The sequence below is a fragment of the Listeria grayi DSM 20601 genome, assembly GCF_000148995.1.
In the GTDB taxonomy this organism is placed as follows: Bacteria; Bacillota; Bacilli; order Lactobacillales; family Listeriaceae; genus Listeria; species Listeria grayi.
This window is the reverse complement of the sequence record NZ_GL538352.1, coordinates 1340585-1357499: the sequence shown is the minus strand read 5'-3', so window position 1 is coordinate 1357499 and position 16915 is coordinate 1340585. Positions and strand designations below refer to the sequence as shown.

Annotated in this window: 17 protein-coding genes; 4 read left to right on the top strand and 13 right to left on the bottom strand. The window is 40.4% G+C overall.

Going from position 1 to position 16915, the window contains the following annotated elements; translation table 11 throughout:
- Positions 1-3 precede the first annotated feature (3 nt).
- Together HMPREF0556_RS06805 and HMPREF0556_RS06800 are read left to right on the top strand one after the other, a co-directional pair.
- Positions 4-906, top strand: a complete 903-nt coding sequence (locus HMPREF0556_RS06805; RefSeq protein ID WP_003756852.1) for an ROK family protein — start codon at positions 4-6, stop codon at positions 904-906.
- Positions 906-1217 (top strand): PTS sugar transporter subunit IIA, encoded by a 312-nt coding sequence (locus HMPREF0556_RS06800; RefSeq protein ID WP_003756851.1) that lies wholly within the window; start codon positions 906-908, stop codon positions 1215-1217. Before HMPREF0556_RS06805 ends, HMPREF0556_RS06800 begins: the two co-directional genes overlap by 1 nt.
- Before the next feature lie 82 nt (positions 1218-1299).
- Here HMPREF0556_RS06800 and HMPREF0556_RS06795 read toward each other — a convergent pair whose 3' ends face one another.
- The 4 genes from HMPREF0556_RS06795 to HMPREF0556_RS06780 all read right to left on the bottom strand — a co-directional run bounded on the left by HMPREF0556_RS06795 (position 1300) and on the right by HMPREF0556_RS06780 (position 4906).
- A complete protein-coding gene (locus tag HMPREF0556_RS06795; protein WP_040486639.1) occupies positions 1300-2049 on the bottom strand; it encodes a MurR/RpiR family transcriptional regulator in 750 nt (249 codons plus the stop codon).
- Positions 2050-2116: 67 nt separating this feature from the next.
- Positions 2117-2761, bottom strand: a complete 645-nt coding sequence (locus HMPREF0556_RS06790) for a DUF1129 domain-containing protein (RefSeq protein WP_050777012.1) — start codon at positions 2759-2761, stop codon at positions 2117-2119.
- Positions 2762-2866: 105 nt separating this feature from the next.
- On the bottom strand, positions 2867-3946 hold the full coding sequence (locus tag HMPREF0556_RS06785) for an ABC-2 transporter permease (RefSeq protein WP_050776996.1): 1080 nt from the start codon (positions 3944-3946) through the stop codon (positions 2867-2869).
- A gap of 72 nt (positions 3947-4018) precedes the next feature.
- Entirely contained in the window at positions 4019-4906 is an 888-nt protein-coding gene (locus tag HMPREF0556_RS06780) for an ATP-binding cassette domain-containing protein (protein ID WP_040486540.1), read from the bottom strand.
- Positions 4907-5033: 127 nt separating this feature from the next.
- On the opposite strand from HMPREF0556_RS06780, the gene gshAB reads away from it, so the two are divergent.
- Both gshAB and ychF read left to right on the top strand, forming a co-directional pair.
- A complete protein-coding gene (gshAB, locus tag HMPREF0556_RS06775; protein ID WP_003756837.1) occupies positions 5034-7382 on the top strand; it encodes a bifunctional glutamate--cysteine ligase GshA/glutathione synthetase GshB in 2349 nt (782 codons plus the stop codon).
- A gap of 60 nt (positions 7383-7442) precedes the next feature.
- Positions 7443-8543, top strand: coding sequence for a redox-regulated ATPase YchF (ychF, locus tag HMPREF0556_RS06770; RefSeq protein ID WP_003756836.1), 1101 nt, complete (start codon positions 7443-7445; stop codon positions 8541-8543).
- 59 nt (positions 8544-8602) lie between these two features.
- Here ychF and HMPREF0556_RS06765 read toward each other — a convergent pair whose 3' ends face one another.
- From HMPREF0556_RS06765 to mnmG, 9 genes are all read right to left on the bottom strand, one after another.
- Positions 8603-10069, bottom strand: coding sequence for a catalase (locus HMPREF0556_RS06765; protein WP_003756834.1), 1467 nt, complete (start codon positions 10067-10069; stop codon positions 8603-8605).
- Between the two features lie 106 nt (positions 10070-10175).
- A complete protein-coding gene (locus HMPREF0556_RS06760) occupies positions 10176-10376 on the bottom strand; it encodes a DUF951 domain-containing protein (protein ID WP_003756833.1) in 201 nt (66 codons plus the stop codon).
- A gap of 27 nt (positions 10377-10403) precedes the next feature.
- Positions 10404-11255: a ParB/RepB/Spo0J family partition protein gene (locus HMPREF0556_RS06755; protein WP_003756831.1), complete on the bottom strand. Its 852-nt coding sequence runs from the start codon at positions 11253-11255 to the stop codon at positions 10404-10406.
- Positions 11248-12009, bottom strand: a complete 762-nt coding sequence (locus tag HMPREF0556_RS06750) for a ParA family protein (RefSeq protein ID WP_003756830.1) — start codon at positions 12007-12009, stop codon at positions 11248-11250. The genes HMPREF0556_RS06755 and HMPREF0556_RS06750 overlap by 8 nt, the downstream gene beginning before the upstream one ends.
- Before the next feature lie 167 nt (positions 12010-12176).
- On the bottom strand, positions 12177-12905 hold the full coding sequence (locus HMPREF0556_RS06745) for a helix-turn-helix domain-containing protein (RefSeq protein ID WP_003756827.1): 729 nt from the start codon (positions 12903-12905) through the stop codon (positions 12177-12179).
- A 146-nt stretch (positions 12906-13051) separates the two neighbouring features.
- Positions 13052-13312 (bottom strand): hypothetical protein, encoded by a 261-nt coding sequence (locus HMPREF0556_RS06740; RefSeq protein WP_040486539.1) that lies wholly within the window; start codon positions 13310-13312, stop codon positions 13052-13054.
- Positions 13313-13324: 12 nt separating this feature from the next.
- Complete coding sequence (noc, locus tag HMPREF0556_RS06735) at positions 13325-14179, bottom strand: nucleoid occlusion protein (protein ID WP_003756824.1); 855 nt, start codon at positions 14177-14179, stop codon at positions 13325-13327.
- A 102-nt stretch (positions 14180-14281) separates the two neighbouring features.
- Entirely contained in the window at positions 14282-14998 is a 717-nt protein-coding gene (gene rsmG, locus HMPREF0556_RS06730; RefSeq protein WP_003756822.1) for a 16S rRNA (guanine(527)-N(7))-methyltransferase RsmG, read from the bottom strand.
- Positions 14999-15020: 22 nt separating this feature from the next.
- The gene (mnmG, locus tag HMPREF0556_RS06725; RefSeq protein WP_040486538.1) at positions 15021-16913 is read right to left on the bottom strand and encodes a tRNA uridine-5-carboxymethylaminomethyl(34) synthesis enzyme MnmG; all 1893 of its coding nucleotides are present in this window, start codon (positions 16911-16913) and stop codon (positions 15021-15023) included.
- Positions 16914-16915: the final 2 nt, after the last annotated feature.

Sequence of the window (16915 nt, the reverse complement as noted above, 5' to 3'; positions counted from 1 at the left end):
ATAATGACAACAAGTAAAACTCAATTTGCAGCTTTCGATATTGGTGGAACGGCCCTTAAAATGGGGGTCGTTTTGCCAACTGGAGAAATAACTGCCATCGAGTCGAAAAATATAACCGCCTTTAACGGCCAAGAGATCTTAGACGGAATAAAGGGCTGGATAGCTACTCATCCGGAAGTTACAAGAATCGCGATCAGCGCGCCGGGATATGTGAACCCGGAAACAGGTCTGATCACTATGGGAGGAGCTATTCGTGATTTTGATGATTTCAACATTCTCGAATGGATCGAAAAAGAAATACATTTGCCGGCAAGTATCGAAAATGACGCAAATTGCGCACTGCTTGCTGAAAAATGGTTGGGAGCAGCACAAGAACTAGATGATTTTCTTTGCCTGACGATTGGAACAGGAATCGGCGGCGGCATCTTTTCAAGTGGGAAATTGATCCGTGGGGGGCGTTTCCGCGCTGGGGAGTTCGGCTATATGTTCAGTTCCCGTCCCGGCTCCTTCTCTCCTGGGAGCTATACACTGAATCAAACAGCTACCATGCACATTTTGCGGAAGCAATACGCGGAGCAAACAGGCAAAGCCTATGCAGCTGTAACAGGAGAAGAGATTTTTGCTGGGTATGACAACCATGACCCTGTCTGCATTCGTCTTGTAGAAAATTTCTATAATGATATTTGCGCGGGGTTGTACAACTTGATCTACTTGTTCGATCCGACGCACATTTTTATTGGCGGCGGGATAACAAGCAGACCTACTTTCATCCAAGAACTACAAGAAAAAATGGACTGGTTCGGCCTGCGGGACACGATCCTGCTAAGTGCTACCCATAAAAACCAAGCTGGCTTGCTTGGTGCTGTCTATCACCATTTGAGCAGGCATAAGGAGGTAAATGTATAATGAATGAATTAGAGATAATCATTTTCAACATGATCAGTGAAGTCGGTTCAGCAAGAAGCTCTTACTTAGAGGGGCTCAGAGCGGCTCGTGAAGGTGATTTTGAAGAAGCCGAGGCGAAGCTCAAGGAAGGCAACGAAAACTTGAATAACGGCCACCACGTCCATCACGGACTTATTCAAAAAGAGGCTTCCGGCGAAACGATCGAATTCAAACTGCTACTTATCCACGCAGAAGATCTATTGATCACGACTGAAACACTGAAAGAACTCGTTGCAGAGTTCGTCCATGTTTATCGTAAAATCGAGAAATAAGGCAAAAACAGCTATCTGTAATCAGGTAGCTGTTTTTTTTTGTATTAAAAAAGACGACCCTATTAGCGAGCCGTCTTTCAGTTTATTTATTACTATCACGCTGCTGCTTGAGTTCCAAATTATAGTTTTTCTTCGCCATTGCTTCTAATAAGAAAAGCACAGGTAGTTGAGTAGTAACGTTCGTTTTCCCCACCATCTCTTGCGTTACGAAATAAGGGATATTGATATCGGACAATTTTGAAAGGGTATTGCGGTTATTATTCGTGATACTAATGATCTTGCTGCCATAAAGCTGCATATTTTGCGCCTGTTCGATGACTTGATCGGTCTCGCCAGATTCAGAAAGAATGATCATTACCGCGTTATCAAACTGTTCGCCAGGATTGGGATAAAACGGATCTTTGATATAAAAAGTTCGTTTACGCAAGTTTGAGAAAAAGCGCGAGCCATATTCTGCTAGAATACCGGAAGTCCCGATCCCGAGAAATACTACCAAGCTGGCAGCATGAATCATGTCGACAGCCTCTTCCAGCTGCTTGTCGTAATCACGGTTCAATGTTCTCTCAAAAAAGGCTTCCAAGACTTCGACCGAATCCAGCGCCTTTTTCTCCCCGATCCGTAGTGCTTCTTGTTTTAACTTCACCTTGAACTCAGAGAAGCCTTCACAGCCCAGTTTACGAGTAAAACGTACAATGGATGCCGGCGACACATGTGTCGCCTCTGAGAGCTCTCTGACGCGCATATACATCACTCTATCTTTATTCTCTACTATATACCGATACAAGTGATGCTCTGTTTCTGTAAATTTGCTGACAGTTTCATATAAAAACATCTCATCCCCACTTTCCTTCTTCCAATCATTTCCTGGGAAATAAGTTTCCATTAGGACCAGTTGTTACTTAAATCGATGGGATATTCTTCTTTTTCTTCACGTAAAAACGTGCTGCGATCGCGATTGCTCCGATAATAACTGCTGCGATCGGATTGACCGGAATATTGATTTGTTTTGGAATAAACGCTTGTACGACCGTCATAATGATCATCCACGCTACTACGATACCCAGCGCAACCAAGATATATCTCGCTGTCCCGCCTTTTGACCCACGCTTCATTTCCTGTGCATATTTACGGAAAATGATCATGGCAAATCCACCAAGTACACCCGTAAGGATAAGAACCAGCAGTCCTAGCTGATCCACATTACCACTATTTTTTTGGAAAAGAGAAGTCAATCCAGTTACAAGCATCATTACTCCGAAAATAAGCAGACCGCCGTCGATACCGATCCACAATCGGCTCGTTTCGCCCTCTTCCTGTCTACTGCCGCCACGTTCTGGTTTAGCGTTCAGCGACCGGACATATTCTGTGGGTGTTGCATTGAATAACTGTCTAGCCGTTATTCCTTGTTTTTGTTTTTCTAAAATTTTAGTGCACATTTCTTCAATTTTAGTTGTCAATTGCGCTTCAGAATAATTCTGCAGCTTTAATTGTTTCTCCACTTCTTGTATATATTGAAGATTGCGCTTCGTTAATTGCGCTTTCATTTGTTCATTATCTGCTTGCGTTTGCTCATTCGTCAAAACTGTATCCTCCCTTTTTAGGTTCTATTACCATTATACCTAATAACTCAGCTCGGGGGAATGATTAATTTAATTCGTTTTCGCCATTTGGAAAAGACCTTTTGCTTTTACCAAAATGAGAATAATGACCGCCATACTAATCGCCATAAATCCAATCATCCAGCCAAGATATATCCATAAATTATTGCCTCCGCTCATGTTCGCTACCAAGATGCCGATACTCAACGAAGTCAAAAAAATGAACGGCCATTTTACCCATCTGAAAGCAAACATCTGCCCATTTCGCTCCAACTTTTGAAAGTGGAATAAAAGGACTGCGATCACGATCAGAAAAACAGCAATGCCTGAACTTACCGTCAATAGCAGCCAGCCTGAACTTTCATAGCTAAACGGATTGAACATGCTGAAATAGTCACTCATCTCCACGAATTTTTTCGATGCTGACCCTTCTAAGTTGGGATGAATGATATCATTTATTTTACTTATCCCGCTCATAAAGAGCAGCGGTACCAATTCTGCGCAGGCCGCTACGATAACGCCAGCCGCTGGAGACGCGACCAATAATCCGATGATGATCGCGAGCATAAAAATCAAAATAAAGGAAATCAGCGCCCCACCCATATCGATCAGAAATTTGTGTACGTCCACGTCCAAATATCTATCCGGAATCCTGCTCGTGAAATAAGACCATCCCATAAAGGCACTAAATATATAACTAAAAATGATCGTCCCAATCCCAAGTATCAGCTTCACCGCCATGATACTGGAACGCTTGTACGGCAACATCGCCGTAAACCGATTTCCTCTCGTATACCTCTCAAACACGACCGCCGTTATTCCCAGAGCAAAAACCGCGACATAAAGAATCGTCATAAATGAGTCCGAAGTAAAAGATAATACATAAGGAATATTGTCCCGATATTTCTGAGGTAGAAAATCATCATATAATGGCATTGTTACATAGACTACGGTCAGATCTGCTTTGATCTCAGCTTCTGTGACCGGATGATCATCTTCTTTTTGTTGTTTTGCAAACTCCTTCGATGCATAGAAATCCTTCGAGCTTTGCCATTGCTTGGCATCATTGCTAAGTCCCCAGATAAACGCCAAACCAAACAGTACGAATACAACTAACATCATCCATCTCATATTACGCCATTCCTTGTACCATAAACCCTTTGTGTTCATTTCCGCGCTTCATCCCTTCTTACCAAATTAAGACTAGATCTCGTAATACTCCACTTTTTCATCCGCCAGATATACTCGGAAAATATCCGCGATCTTGATTGGCAATTCCTCATATAAGATCGGCTGTTGTCCTTGGATCTCTTTACAGAACGCTTCGACATTTTCTTCGATCAATAATGTATAGATCCGCCCATTCCGCGCTAAAAGTTTCGCCCCGGATTTAACAAAGGCAGGCACTTTGTTCGTCTTGAACGCAACTTGAATCTTCAAAGCACGCGTACGGATCTCATCCATATAGTAGTCCAATTCGATATGTGAGCCTTTTAAGATCAAGACCCGATCCGCGATCTCTTCCAATTCGTCTAACCGGTGAGAAGCAATCAACACACTCGTTTGCTTAGCAGCCACGGCTTCCGATAAAAATGCCAAGATCTTATCTTTAACAATATAATCTAACCCATCCATTGGCTCATCCAACAAAAGATACCTTACATTTAATGAAAATGCTAAAATAATAAAAAACAGCGCTTTCCTTCCTTTTGAAAAAGACATCAATTTCGCCTTTATCGGCAGATTGAACTTGTTCATCAGCATCAGAAAATACTCGCGGTCAAACGACGAGTAAACAGACTGATAGATCTGCACTACTGCCTTAACACTATATGTATTGAAATAATTCATATTATCTTCCAAGAAGAAAATATGCCGTTTCACCTCTGGCTGTCTGTACACGTTTTTCCCGTCGATCATGACATCCCCTGCATCCGGCGTATAGATTCCCGTCAGCGTCGAAAATAATGTGGTTTTACCAACGCCGTTCCTACCGATCAATGCAGTTATCTCCCCTGGCTTCAAATCAAAGTTAATATCACTTAGTACCGACTTGTTTTCAATCGTTTTGGCAAGCCCATGTACATGCATTATCATCACCTCCCCATTATTATATCGTTTTATCCAAGCATTTGCATTGACAAAATCAATTATTAGGCTATTTGCCTTAATTGTTGTACTATTATTTTAGTAATTATCCGAAGGCAGGAGTGAAAACATGGAACTACTCAATAAACAGTTATTGCATCTTTTAGAAAAGGATGTTGCTCTCTCAAAAGCATTTTTCAAAGGGAACTTTGGTCTGGAAAAAGAAAATTTACGGGTGGATCGGAACGGGCACTTGGCACTTACCCCTCATCCAGCGATATTCGGCCCTAAAGAAGACAATTGCAACATCAAAACCGATTTTTCCGAAAGCCAAGTGGAAATGATCACGCCCGTGTGTGGTTCCGTAAATGAAGTTTACGATGCTTTACACAACCTTAATAATATCGTGAACAATGAAATCGGCGAGGAATTATTATGGCCATCCAGCAATCCGGCGATTTTGCCGCCAGAAAAAGATATCCCTATTGCCGTCTACAAAACCAAGGATAGCGAACACCGTGTTTACCGCGAACATTTAGCGAAAGAATACGGGAAGAAGATTCAATTATTATCTGGCATCCACTATAACTTCTCTTTTGCTGAAGATTTTCTAAAACAGCTATACGAAAAAAGCGCTCCAGAAGATACGACTTATCACACCTTCAAAAATCAGCTGTACATGCAAGTCGCTAGCTATTTTATGAAGAAACGCTGGCTGCTCGTATATCTGACAGGTGCAAGTCCTGTATTTGAAAACGACTTTACTGCGATCTCAAATGCAAGGCCTTTAAATCAAAACAGCAGCTATCTTCCAACAGGAATGTCGCTCCGAAACAGTGCTCACGGGTATAAAAACAGTGAACCTTTAAATGTTAAATATGATACTTTTGAAAATTATATTCAGTCGATCGCTAACTATATCGAAGCCGGCACTATTGATAGTATGCGAGAATATTACAATCCGATTCGCTTGAAAAATGCTCATACAGATCAGACATTGGAAAGTTTAGCCGAAAAAGGCGTTGAATATCTCGAAATTCGTTCCATTGACCTGAATCCGTTCGAATTAAATGGCATTTCCAAAAAGACGCTGCATCTCATCCATTTGATGTTCCTAACAGCATTGCTTACAAATCAAGATGATATTACATGGGAAACAGCAGCAGCAAGTATCGAAGCCAACGAAGACTTGATTGCCCGAAACGGTTTATCGCAACCAGATCTACAACTCCATCCCGAAGGCAAGATCGCCTTCCAAGAAGCAGCTCAACAGGAATTAGACAAAATGCAACAGATCATTGAAACATTGGCACCCGATCAACAGCACCTGCTGGAGGTTATCAGCGAACATCGCGCCATGGTAGACGATCCTCAGCAGACAATCGCAGCCAAATCGATCTCTGCAGCACAAAAAGACGGCTTTATCGCAAGTAATCTTGCTCTTGCAGCCGATTATCAAGAAAAATCCTACGGTCTTGCGTACCAGCTTAAAGGTGCAGAAAACATGGAGCTATCCACCCAGATCATCTGGAAAGACGCTTTAAAACGCGGTATCAAAACAGAAGTGTTAGATGCTACCGACAATTTCTTGGCATTTTCTGTAGGCGATCATATCGAATACGTGAAACAAGCCAGCAAAACCGCTAAGGACAACTATGTTTCTGTCTTGGTCATGGAAAATAAAGTCGTAACTAAAAAGATCCTTGCCAAACATGGCATGAACGTTCCATTCGGCGAAAATTTCACCGATATCGAAACCGCACAAAGCGCCTATCCCCTTTTCACGGGAAAAGCGATTGTTGTGAAACCAAAATCTACTAACTATGGCTGGGGAATCAGTATTTTTAAAGATGCTTTTACCGAAAAAGACTTTCAAGAAGCATTGAAGATCGCTTTTAGCTACGATGAAGCTGTGATTATCGAGGAATTTATCGAAGGTGATGAATACCGTTTTCTAGTTATTGATGACAAAGTCGAAGCAGTCCTGAAACGAATTCCGGCAAATGTAACTGGCGATGGCAAACATACCGTCCAAGAACTTGTCGATCAAAAAAATGCAGATCCATTACGTGGGACCGATCATTTGAAACCTTTAGAAAAGATCCTTACTGGTCCGGAAGAAACACTGATGCTTTCAATGCAGCAATATAGCTGGGAATCCATTCCCGAAACAGGCAAAACGATCTATCTTCGTGAGAACTCCAATATCAGTACTGGCGGAGACAGCATCGATTTCACCGATCAAATGCCCGATTTTTACAAAGAAATCGCGATCCAATGTACACAGATCGTCGATGCGCATATCTGCGGCGTTGATATCATCATTCCCTCGATCCATGACGAAGCGCATAAACATGGTATTATCGAACTTAATTTCAATCCTGCGATGCATATGCACTGCTTCCCTTATGAAGGAGAACGCAAAAAAATAGGCGACAAAATCTTAGATTATCTTTTCCCAGAAAAACGAGGCTTTTAATTTCTAAAGAAAACCGCTATAATAGTCGATAGTGATAAAATGCGAAAAGGAGATTAAAAAATGGCATTAACTGCTGGTATTGTTGGACTTCCGAACGTCGGGAAATCCACACTTTTCAACGCAATAACAAAGGCTGGTGCAGAAGCAGCGAACTACCCTTTTGCTACCATTGATCCAAACGTCGGTATCGTCGAAGTTCCTGACAACCGATTAAATAAACTAACAGAACTAGTCAAACCTAAAAAAACCGTTCCAACAACATTTGAGTTTACGGATATCGCTGGAATCGTTAAAGGCGCAAGTAAAGGTGAAGGTCTAGGAAATAAATTTCTTTCTCATATTCGCCAAGTAGACGCTATCTGTCACGTGACTCGCTGTTTTGACGACGAGAATATCACCCACGTTGAAGGTCGGGTCGATCCTATCGACGACATCACGACAATCAACTTGGAATTGATTTTGGCAGACTTAGAAAGCGTTGAAAAACGTTTCAGCCGCGTCGAAAAATTGGCAAAACAAAAAGATAAAGAAGCTGTTATCGAATTTAATGTTCTAACTAAATTAAAAGAAGCTTTTTTGAACGATTTACCTGCCCGTACAGTTGAATTCAACGAGGAAGAAGAGAAAGTGGTACGCAACCTGTTTTTACTTACTAGAAAACCGGTCCTATACGTTGCTAATGTAAGCGAAGAAGAAGTTTCTGATCCAGATAACAATAAATATGTTCAAGCAGTAAGAGAATTTGCTGCCAAAGAAAATTCTGAAGTAATCGTCGTTTGTGCCCGCGCCGAAGAAGAAATCGCGGAGTTGGAAGACGATGATAAAGCTGAATTTTTAGAAGCTCTAGGCATTGAAGAATCCGGACTTGATAAACTTATCCGTTCGGCTTACTCCCTCCTTGGTCTTGCTACCTACTTTACAGCTGGTGTTCAAGAAGTTCGTGCTTGGACCTTTATAAAAGGAATGAAAGCTCCTCAGTGTGCTGGAATCATCCACACTGACTTTGAACGAGGCTTTATTCGAGCAGAAGTTGTCGCTTATGACGCTTTAGTAGAATATGGCTCCGAACATGCTGCTAAGGAAGCTGGTAAAGTTCGGTTAGAAGGAAAAGAATACGAAATGAAAGACGGCGATGTTGTCCATTTCCGTTTCAATGTTTAATTGTTTCACGTGAAACAAAAAGAGCGATGGCTAATTAATCAGCCATCGCTCTTTTTATTTTATTTCAAATCCGTAATATGCGCTTTTAAATCAATACCAGTTCCCTCTGCTACACGCTCAGCAAATTCCGACTCGATTTGATAGAAATTCCGTAAATTTCTGATCTTAATATCTTCTCTTACACCTTCCCAATCATCCACAATGTTTTTCACTAATGCTGCTCGTTCTTGATCGGAATAACGTTTCCATACTTCTTTCGCATGCCCAAAGTTATTCGGCTTCTCCGCTGCCAAACGACCAAACAATTCGCCCCGAAGTGCTTGATTCTGCTCTATATATGTCGGATCTTCTTTCGGCTCTGAATCATAACTATTTGGTTCATAATTAATGGAACTTGTTTGCTGTTTGATAGGCATAGCTCCATCACGCTGGTTATTATGAACCTCCGATTTCGGACTATTAATTGGTAATTGCAGGTAATTAGTTCCTACACGATGTCGTTGTGTATCCGAGTAAGAAAACAAGCGCCCTTGTAACAGACGATCTTCAGAAGGCAATATACCCGGGACTAAAACGCCTGGATTGAACCCTACTGATTCTGTTTCCGCAAAGACATTTTCAGGATTACGGTTCAATGTCATCGTCCCAACAAACTCATAAGGAAAAACATCTTCAAACCAGTCTTTTGTAGCATCAAGCGGATTAAAATCAAATTTATCCAAGTCCGCTGGATCTAAAACTTGCACAAATAGATCCCATTCTGGATACTCTCCTGCTTCAATCGCTTCGTGCAGGTCACGTGTCGCATGGTTAAATTCTTTTGCCTGAATCTGCGAAGCCTGTTCTGTTGATAGATTAACGATTCCAGCTTTTGGAATCCAGCGTAATTTCACGTAAACCGTCTTTCCTTCTTCATTCACCCATTTAAAAGCATGAACGCTCGATCCCCGGATTTCACGGTAAGAAGCCGGTGTCCCTTCATCACTAAAAAGATACATGATCATCGTCGTTGCTTCTGGCGACATACTGAAAAAATCCCAATACCGATTTCCATCTTGGATATTTGTCGTTGGATCTGGTTTCAAGGAATGGATCACATCTGGGAATTTGATGGCATCGCGAATAAAGAATACCGGTAAATTATTTCCCACAAAATCATAATTGCCCTCTTCCGTATAAAACTTGATCGAAAAGCCACGCGGATCTCGTAAAGTTTCCGGCGAGTGCTGTCCATGAATAACCGTCGAAAATCGTGCAAAAACTTCTGTTTCTATACCTTCTTCTGCAAGGAAAGCCGCCTTCGTATATTTTCTCATGCTTTTTTTAGTTACAAAAACACCGTGTGCTCCTGCACCACGAGCATGAACCACTCGTTCCGGGACCCTTTCTCTATCGAAATGTGCTAATTTTTCAATCAATTGGTAGTCTTCTAATAGCGTTGGTCCTTTGATACCCGCAGTCATCGAATTCTGATTATCCCCGATCGGAACCCCTTGGTTTGTTGTTAATTGTTTCTTTTCTGACATATGTATTCCCCTTCCTTAAAATAGAATTATTATCATCTAATATAAATTATATTTTACGGAGGGCTTTTTTACAAATATTCTGTTTACAAGAAAAGAAGAGCGCTTCTCAGCACTCTTCTGCTTTCACAACTATTCGTTTTATTTTTCGTGCAAACTCTCTTCTTGGAAGCATCACACTATGGCCGCAGCCTTCACATTTTATTCGAATATCCATCCCCATCCGAATGATTTTGAATTTATTCACACCACAAGGATGAGGCTTTTTCATTTCTACTATATCATTCAATCCAAATTCTTCTTTTTCCATAATGGTCAACCTCAATATCTTATTAATTTATTCTTCATCAAATTGAACATCTAAGATTTCAAGAATTCTATCTAAGTCATCATCGGATAAAAATTCAATTTCAATTTTCCCTTTTTTATCTCGACGTTTAATATTGACAGCTGTACCAAATTTATTGCGTAATTGGCTTTCTGTTTCGCGAATGAAAATTGGAACACGAGGCGCTTTCACTGTTTCACGTGAAACATTCTCATTTATATCAGTGACGAGTTTCTCTAATTGACGTACTGTCAGAGCCTCTTTGATCGACTTTTCAGCAAGTGGAACAATATTTTTTTTGGTTTTAAGTCCTAATAAAGCTCTACCATGTCCAGCAGACAAAGATCCGTCACGCAAATAATCTTGTACAACTTCTGGTAAGGTCAATAGACGTACAAAGTTAGCAATATATGGTCTGCTTTTACCAACACGTTCTGCCAATTTACTTTGAGTCAATTCTAAATTACTCATTAAGAACTGATAAGATTCCGCTTCTTCCATGGGAGATAAGTCTTCGCGCTGTAAGTTCTCAATTACGGATAGTTCCATCATTTCTGCATCCGTCATATCGCGTACAACAGCTGGTATCTCTTTTAACCCGGCCTCTTTACTTGCTCGAAATCTTCTCTCTCCAACGACAATTTGGTAACCTTTTTTAGCATTTCTTAAAATGATTGGTTGTAGTACGCCATGGATCTTGATTGAATCACTTAATTCATTGATCGCTGCTTTATCAAAATTTTTACGTGGTTGAAATGGATTGGGTTCAATCAACTTCAATTCGATGTTTTGAACGGATTCTTCTTCTCCCTCAACATTGTTAAAAAGTGCATTGATTCCTTTTCCAAGTCCTTTAGCCATGAGCAATCACTTCCTTTGCTAACTCTAAATATACTTCAGCACCCTTCGATTTGGCATCATATAAAATGATTGGTTTGCCATGACTTGGCGCCTCGCTTAGTCTTACGTTTCTAGGGATGATCGTTTGGAACACTTTGTTTTGGAAGTATTTCTTCACTTCTTCGATAACTTGAATACCCAAGTTTGTTCGTGCATCCAACATCGTCAGCAGTACACCTTCGATTTGAAGGTCCTCATTTAAATGTTTTTGCACGATTCGCACCGTATTCAATAACTGGCTCAATCCTTCAAGTGCATAATATTCACATTGTACAGGAATTAAAACCGAATCTGCTGCTGTCAATGCGTTCAATGTCAAAAGGCCTAAAGATGGCGGACAGTCAATAATAATATAGTCATAGTTGTCTTTCACTGTATTGATTGCTTTTTTAAGACGTATTTCTCTTGAAATGGCAGGAACTAGTTCCACCTCTGCACCAGCAAGCTGGATCGTAGCAGGGATCACATCTAAATTATCAAGTTCTGTATGTAGTAAGACATCTTTTAATTCGACATCATCTACTAAAACATTATAAATGCAATTTTCTACTTCCCCTTTGTTAACACCCACTCCACTTGAGGCATTTCCTTGTGGATCGATGTCAACTAACAACACTTTTTTACCAAGAAAAGCCAAACTAGAACTTAAATTCACAGAAGATGTAGTCTTTCCCACCCCACCTTTTTGGTTTGCAAGTGCGATAATTTTGCTCAAATTGTTTCACCAACCCTCGATTTTTCCGTAATATACGGTTCTTCTACTATTCTACCAAAAAAATAGTGATTAGTCCTAGTTTTAGCAAAATAATTTTTTTGCGAATGTTTCACGTGAAACATTCATAAAAAAAGCGATTTCCCTAAATAACCGGGAAATCGCTCTTTTTATTTCAAATTTAAACCTGTATCACCTAGCTGTGCCTCAATTTCTAATAATTGCACCGCTTTTTGATACATTCTCATAGAAATATCTGGATCACCAGCTTCTACTCGTTCCACAATACTTGGAGAAAGTCCTGTCTTCAATGATAAATCTAATTGAGACCATTTTTTCTTTATCCGTTTTATAAAAATATATTGACCGAGGGAAGCTGAAAAGCTTTCTAAATAATGCACGATACCATCATTTTGCCATGCCAACTTCTTCAATTCATTGAAATCTGGACTTCTACTAATATCTAAGTTTCCGCTACGAATAAAGATACGCTTGGTTTCTTCACGGTAGGAATCTATTTTATCCATAAATGGATTCTTCTCACGAAATGATCCTTTTACAAAGCAGTAATAAGTCTCATCGTCCCATATCGCTACAAAATATGTCAATATACAGCTTTTATCTTTGAATATTACTCTGAGCTCTTGAATCGGTTGATCTACAGAGTTCTCTATCTTTCTTGTTTGAAGCTGGTAAGTATTTCCATTCCCGATCGCTAAGTGAATATCGGGAGTGATCTGCTTGCCAGTTGTGAGCTTTCTTGTGGGCGCCTCCTCTAGTTGAAGTAATCCTTGGAATAATAACGTTGCCATAAGGGGTTGATTTGTAATTAAGTCTTGAATGAATTGATACGCACTATATGTTTCTTGTTCATCCTGAGCAAATATTATCTTGGCCATTATTTTCGCGGAACACAGATTGTTCCACTTCCCTCCTTTACTTCTTTCCTACTTCCATTGTAAGGGTTTTCTGTCAAAAAAGCACTTAATATGTGAAAACTTTTTCAACAAAAAAACTACTCTATATAATATAGAGTAGTCTTCTATTACGCATTCGCCTTTTTATACCAACCATAGATCTTTCGGACCGTATAAATCACATATAGAAACGCAATGACGTACATGACATAAGACCTAATACTATGTACAATATCTCCCGTTAATGCTGGAGCGGTGAAAAAATAAAGGAGATATTTCAAATTGAAACCAAGCATGCTTTCTGTCAACATGCTAAAAAAGAATGGGAGCACCAACAGAGAGCTGATAATTCCAATAATGTGCCAAATATTAGTAACTAATTTAGTCAATAATCCTGCTCCTTACTTTTTTTTAGGAATTTGAATGGTGATCCGATAAAAATCATCGGACTCTTCCTCTTCGACATCTAGTTCCATTCCATTATCTTTGACCATTGTGACTGACTGTTTGATGGTATTTAAAGCAATTCGAATATCTCTACTTATGGATTGGTGCTTAGGTTTAGTTTTTTTCGGCTTGGTTTCTTTTTTAGTGATCAATTCTTGGATACGTGTTTCGGTTTGTTTGACATTCCAATGATTTGCAAGTACTTCTTTTAAAATCTCCAACTGCTGTTCTTCTGTTTCCAATACTAATAGCGAACGTGCATGGCGCTCGGAAATCTGTTTATCTAATACAGCAGCTTGTATTTCTTCTGGAAGTTTTAGCAAGCGAAGTTTATTTGCAATTGCCGATTGGCTTTTGCCAAGGCGTGTTGCTAATAATTCCTGGGTAACATCTTGGATATCCAATAAATTGCGATAGGCTTTTGCTTCTTCAATTGGCGTCAACTGTTCACGCTGCAGGTTTTCAATAAGTGCGATTGCTGCGACTTCTTCATCATCCATTTCTTGAACGACCGCCGGAATTGTTTCCATTTCCAATGATAAGGCAGCCCGGAAACGGCGTTCTCCAGCGATGATTTCATAATAATCTGGGTCCATTTTCCTAACAACAATTGGCTGGATAATGCCATGTTCTTCGATTGTTTGCGCTAGCTCTGCAATTTTATCTTCATTAAATACTGTCCGTGGCTGGAATTGGTTAGGGAAAATCTTGTCCATCGGTAAATCTTCGACACGCTGAAATGTCTCCAACTGCTCTTGTTCTGATTCTTCATTTGTTTTATCTTTTTTTCCGAATAAACGAAAAGCCATAAGGACCCTTCCTTTCTGAAATTCTTAAGCAGTAATAGCCGTCCTGCTTCTCTTACTATTTTAGCAGAAAAGAGTATGAAAAACATACCCTCCTCTAAATTTCTATTCAATTGGTTGTTTATTAGGCATTCCTGCTTTGCGAGGATACTTATTCGGTGTTTCTTTTGTTTTTAAAATCGTGTAAATATGGCGTTCACTGTGCTCAACTGGCAATTCAAAAGCAAATTGCTTTTCTAGTTTTCCACCCAACACGGTGATTGCTTTATTCCCTTGCTCCATTTCCGCTTCTGCTTGTGCAGCTTTCATCGCGATAAAGTAACCACCTTTTCGTACTAATGGCAAGCAAAGCTCTGCCAGGACACTCATTCTGGCTACTGCTCTGGCTGTTACATAGTCATAAGATGCGCGGAAATCTTTGTTTTTACCAAAATCTTCTGCTCGGCTATGGAAAAACTGAACATCTGTCAGATCCAATTTTTCCGCCAGTGAATTTAGAAAAGTGATTCTTTTCTGCAGCGAATCTACGATACTGATCTTTAAATGCGGAAAGCATATTTTGATTGGAATACTGGGGAAGCCGGCTCCCGCTCCGATATCGCAAAGGGAAGCCTGATTTTCAAAATCTACATAAAAAGCGGCAGAAATCGAGTCATAGAAATGTTTTAAATAAACTTCTTCTTTATTGGTAATAGCTGTCAAATTCATTTTTTCATTCCATTCTACCAACATATGGAAATAATCTTCAAACTGCTGCAGCTGCTTTTCACTTAGTTCAATACCTTTTTCTAGCAATGACTGTTTGAATGTTTCTGGATTCATTCTCTGTCCTCCCCGCCTCTTGTTATGCTTGTGCTACTTTTGCTATCTTCCCTTGTTCGATATACACTAGCAAAATCGAAATATCAGCTGGATTTACACCGCTGATTCGGCTTGCTTGTGCAATAGATAAAGGCTCGATCTTCTTCAATTTTTCCAATGCTTCGGTAGCAAGACCACCAATTGCATCATAATCGATGTTTTCCGGTATTTTTTTATCTTCCATACGCTTCATCTTATCCACTTGAGCGCTAGCTTTTTCAATGTAGCCTTCATATTTGATTTGGATCTCAACTTGTTCTTTGATTTCATCACTTAAAGATGTTTCACGTGGAACAATTTGCTCGATAATCGGATAAGTGATTTCCGGACGTCTTAAAAAGTCAGCTGCTAATACGCCGTCTTTAAGTTCATTGGCACCCATTTCCGTTAATAGTATTTGTACTTCTTTTGTAGGTTTGATGCGTACCTTTTTCAAGCGAGTGATCTCATCAGCGATAAGCGCTTGTTTTTCTTTAAAAGCAGCATATCTTTCATCGCTGATCAAGCCGATTTCATGACCGATCTCAGTCAATCTTAGATCAGCATTATCATGACGAAGCAATAAGCGGTATTCAGCTCTCGATGTCAACAGACGATAAGGTTCTTCCGTTCCTTTAGTCACGAGATCATCGATCAAAACGCCGATATAGGCTTCATTTCTTCCTAAAATGACCGGTTCTTTATCCATTGCTTTGCGTGCAGCATTGATACCCGCCATTAATCCTTGACCAGCAGCTTCTTCATAGCCACTTGTACCATTTATTTGTCCAGCAGTATAAAGATTCTCTACTTTTTTCGTTTCTAATGTTGGCCATAATTGGTCAGGCATGACTGCATCATATTCAATTGCATAGCCAACACGCATCATTTCAACGTTTTCTAAGCCAGGGATCGTTTGTAGCATTTCGCGCTGAACATCTTCCGGTAAACTTGTTGAAAGACCTTGTACGTATACTTCTTCTGTATTGCGGCCTTCTGGTTCCAAGAAGATTTGATGTCTTGGTTTGTCACTGAAACGTACGATCTTATCCTCGATCGATGGACAGTAGCGTGCGCCTGTTCCTTTTTTCGTTGCGGTAAACATTGGGGAGCGGTGAAGATTGGCGTTAATAATTTCATGTGTTTGCTCATTTGTATACGTCAACCAGCATGGTAATTGATCCACGAGCATATCTACGGTTTCGTAGCTGAACGCTTGCGGTTGCTCATCACCTGGTTGTTCTTCTGTCTTCGTGTAATCGATCGAGCTTGATTTTACGCGCGGCGGTGTTCCCGTTTTAAAACGACGTAGTTCAAAGCCCAGTTCTTCCAGATGTTCAGATAATTTTACAGAGGGTTGTTGATTATTGGGACCGCTTGAATAACGTAGCTCTCCTACAATGATCTCCCCACGAGAAAATGTACCAGTCGTGATCACGACTGTTTTTGCGTGGTATTTTGCTCCGCTGTTTGTGATTACGCCTACGCAGCGGCCGTCTTCAATAATAAGTTCTTCTACTAAGCCTTGGCGTAATGTAATGTTTTCTTCTTTCTCGATTGTATGTTTCATTTCATGTTGATAGTCCCATTTGTCTGCTTGTGCCCGAAGTGCCCTTACAGCAGGGCCTTTCCCAGTATTAAGCATCCGCATTTGAATATATGTCTTATCTGTATTACGACCCATTTCACCGCCTAGCGCGTCGATTTCACGAACAACGACTCCTTTGGCCGGGCCGCCGACAGATGGATTACATGGCATAAAAGCGACCATGTCGAGATTTATTGTCAGCATCAACGTTTTAGCGCCCATGCGTCCGCTAGCAAGACCAGCTTCTACGCCTGCATGTCCAGCGCCGACAACGATAACGTCATAATTTCCTGCATCATAGGTTTGCATAT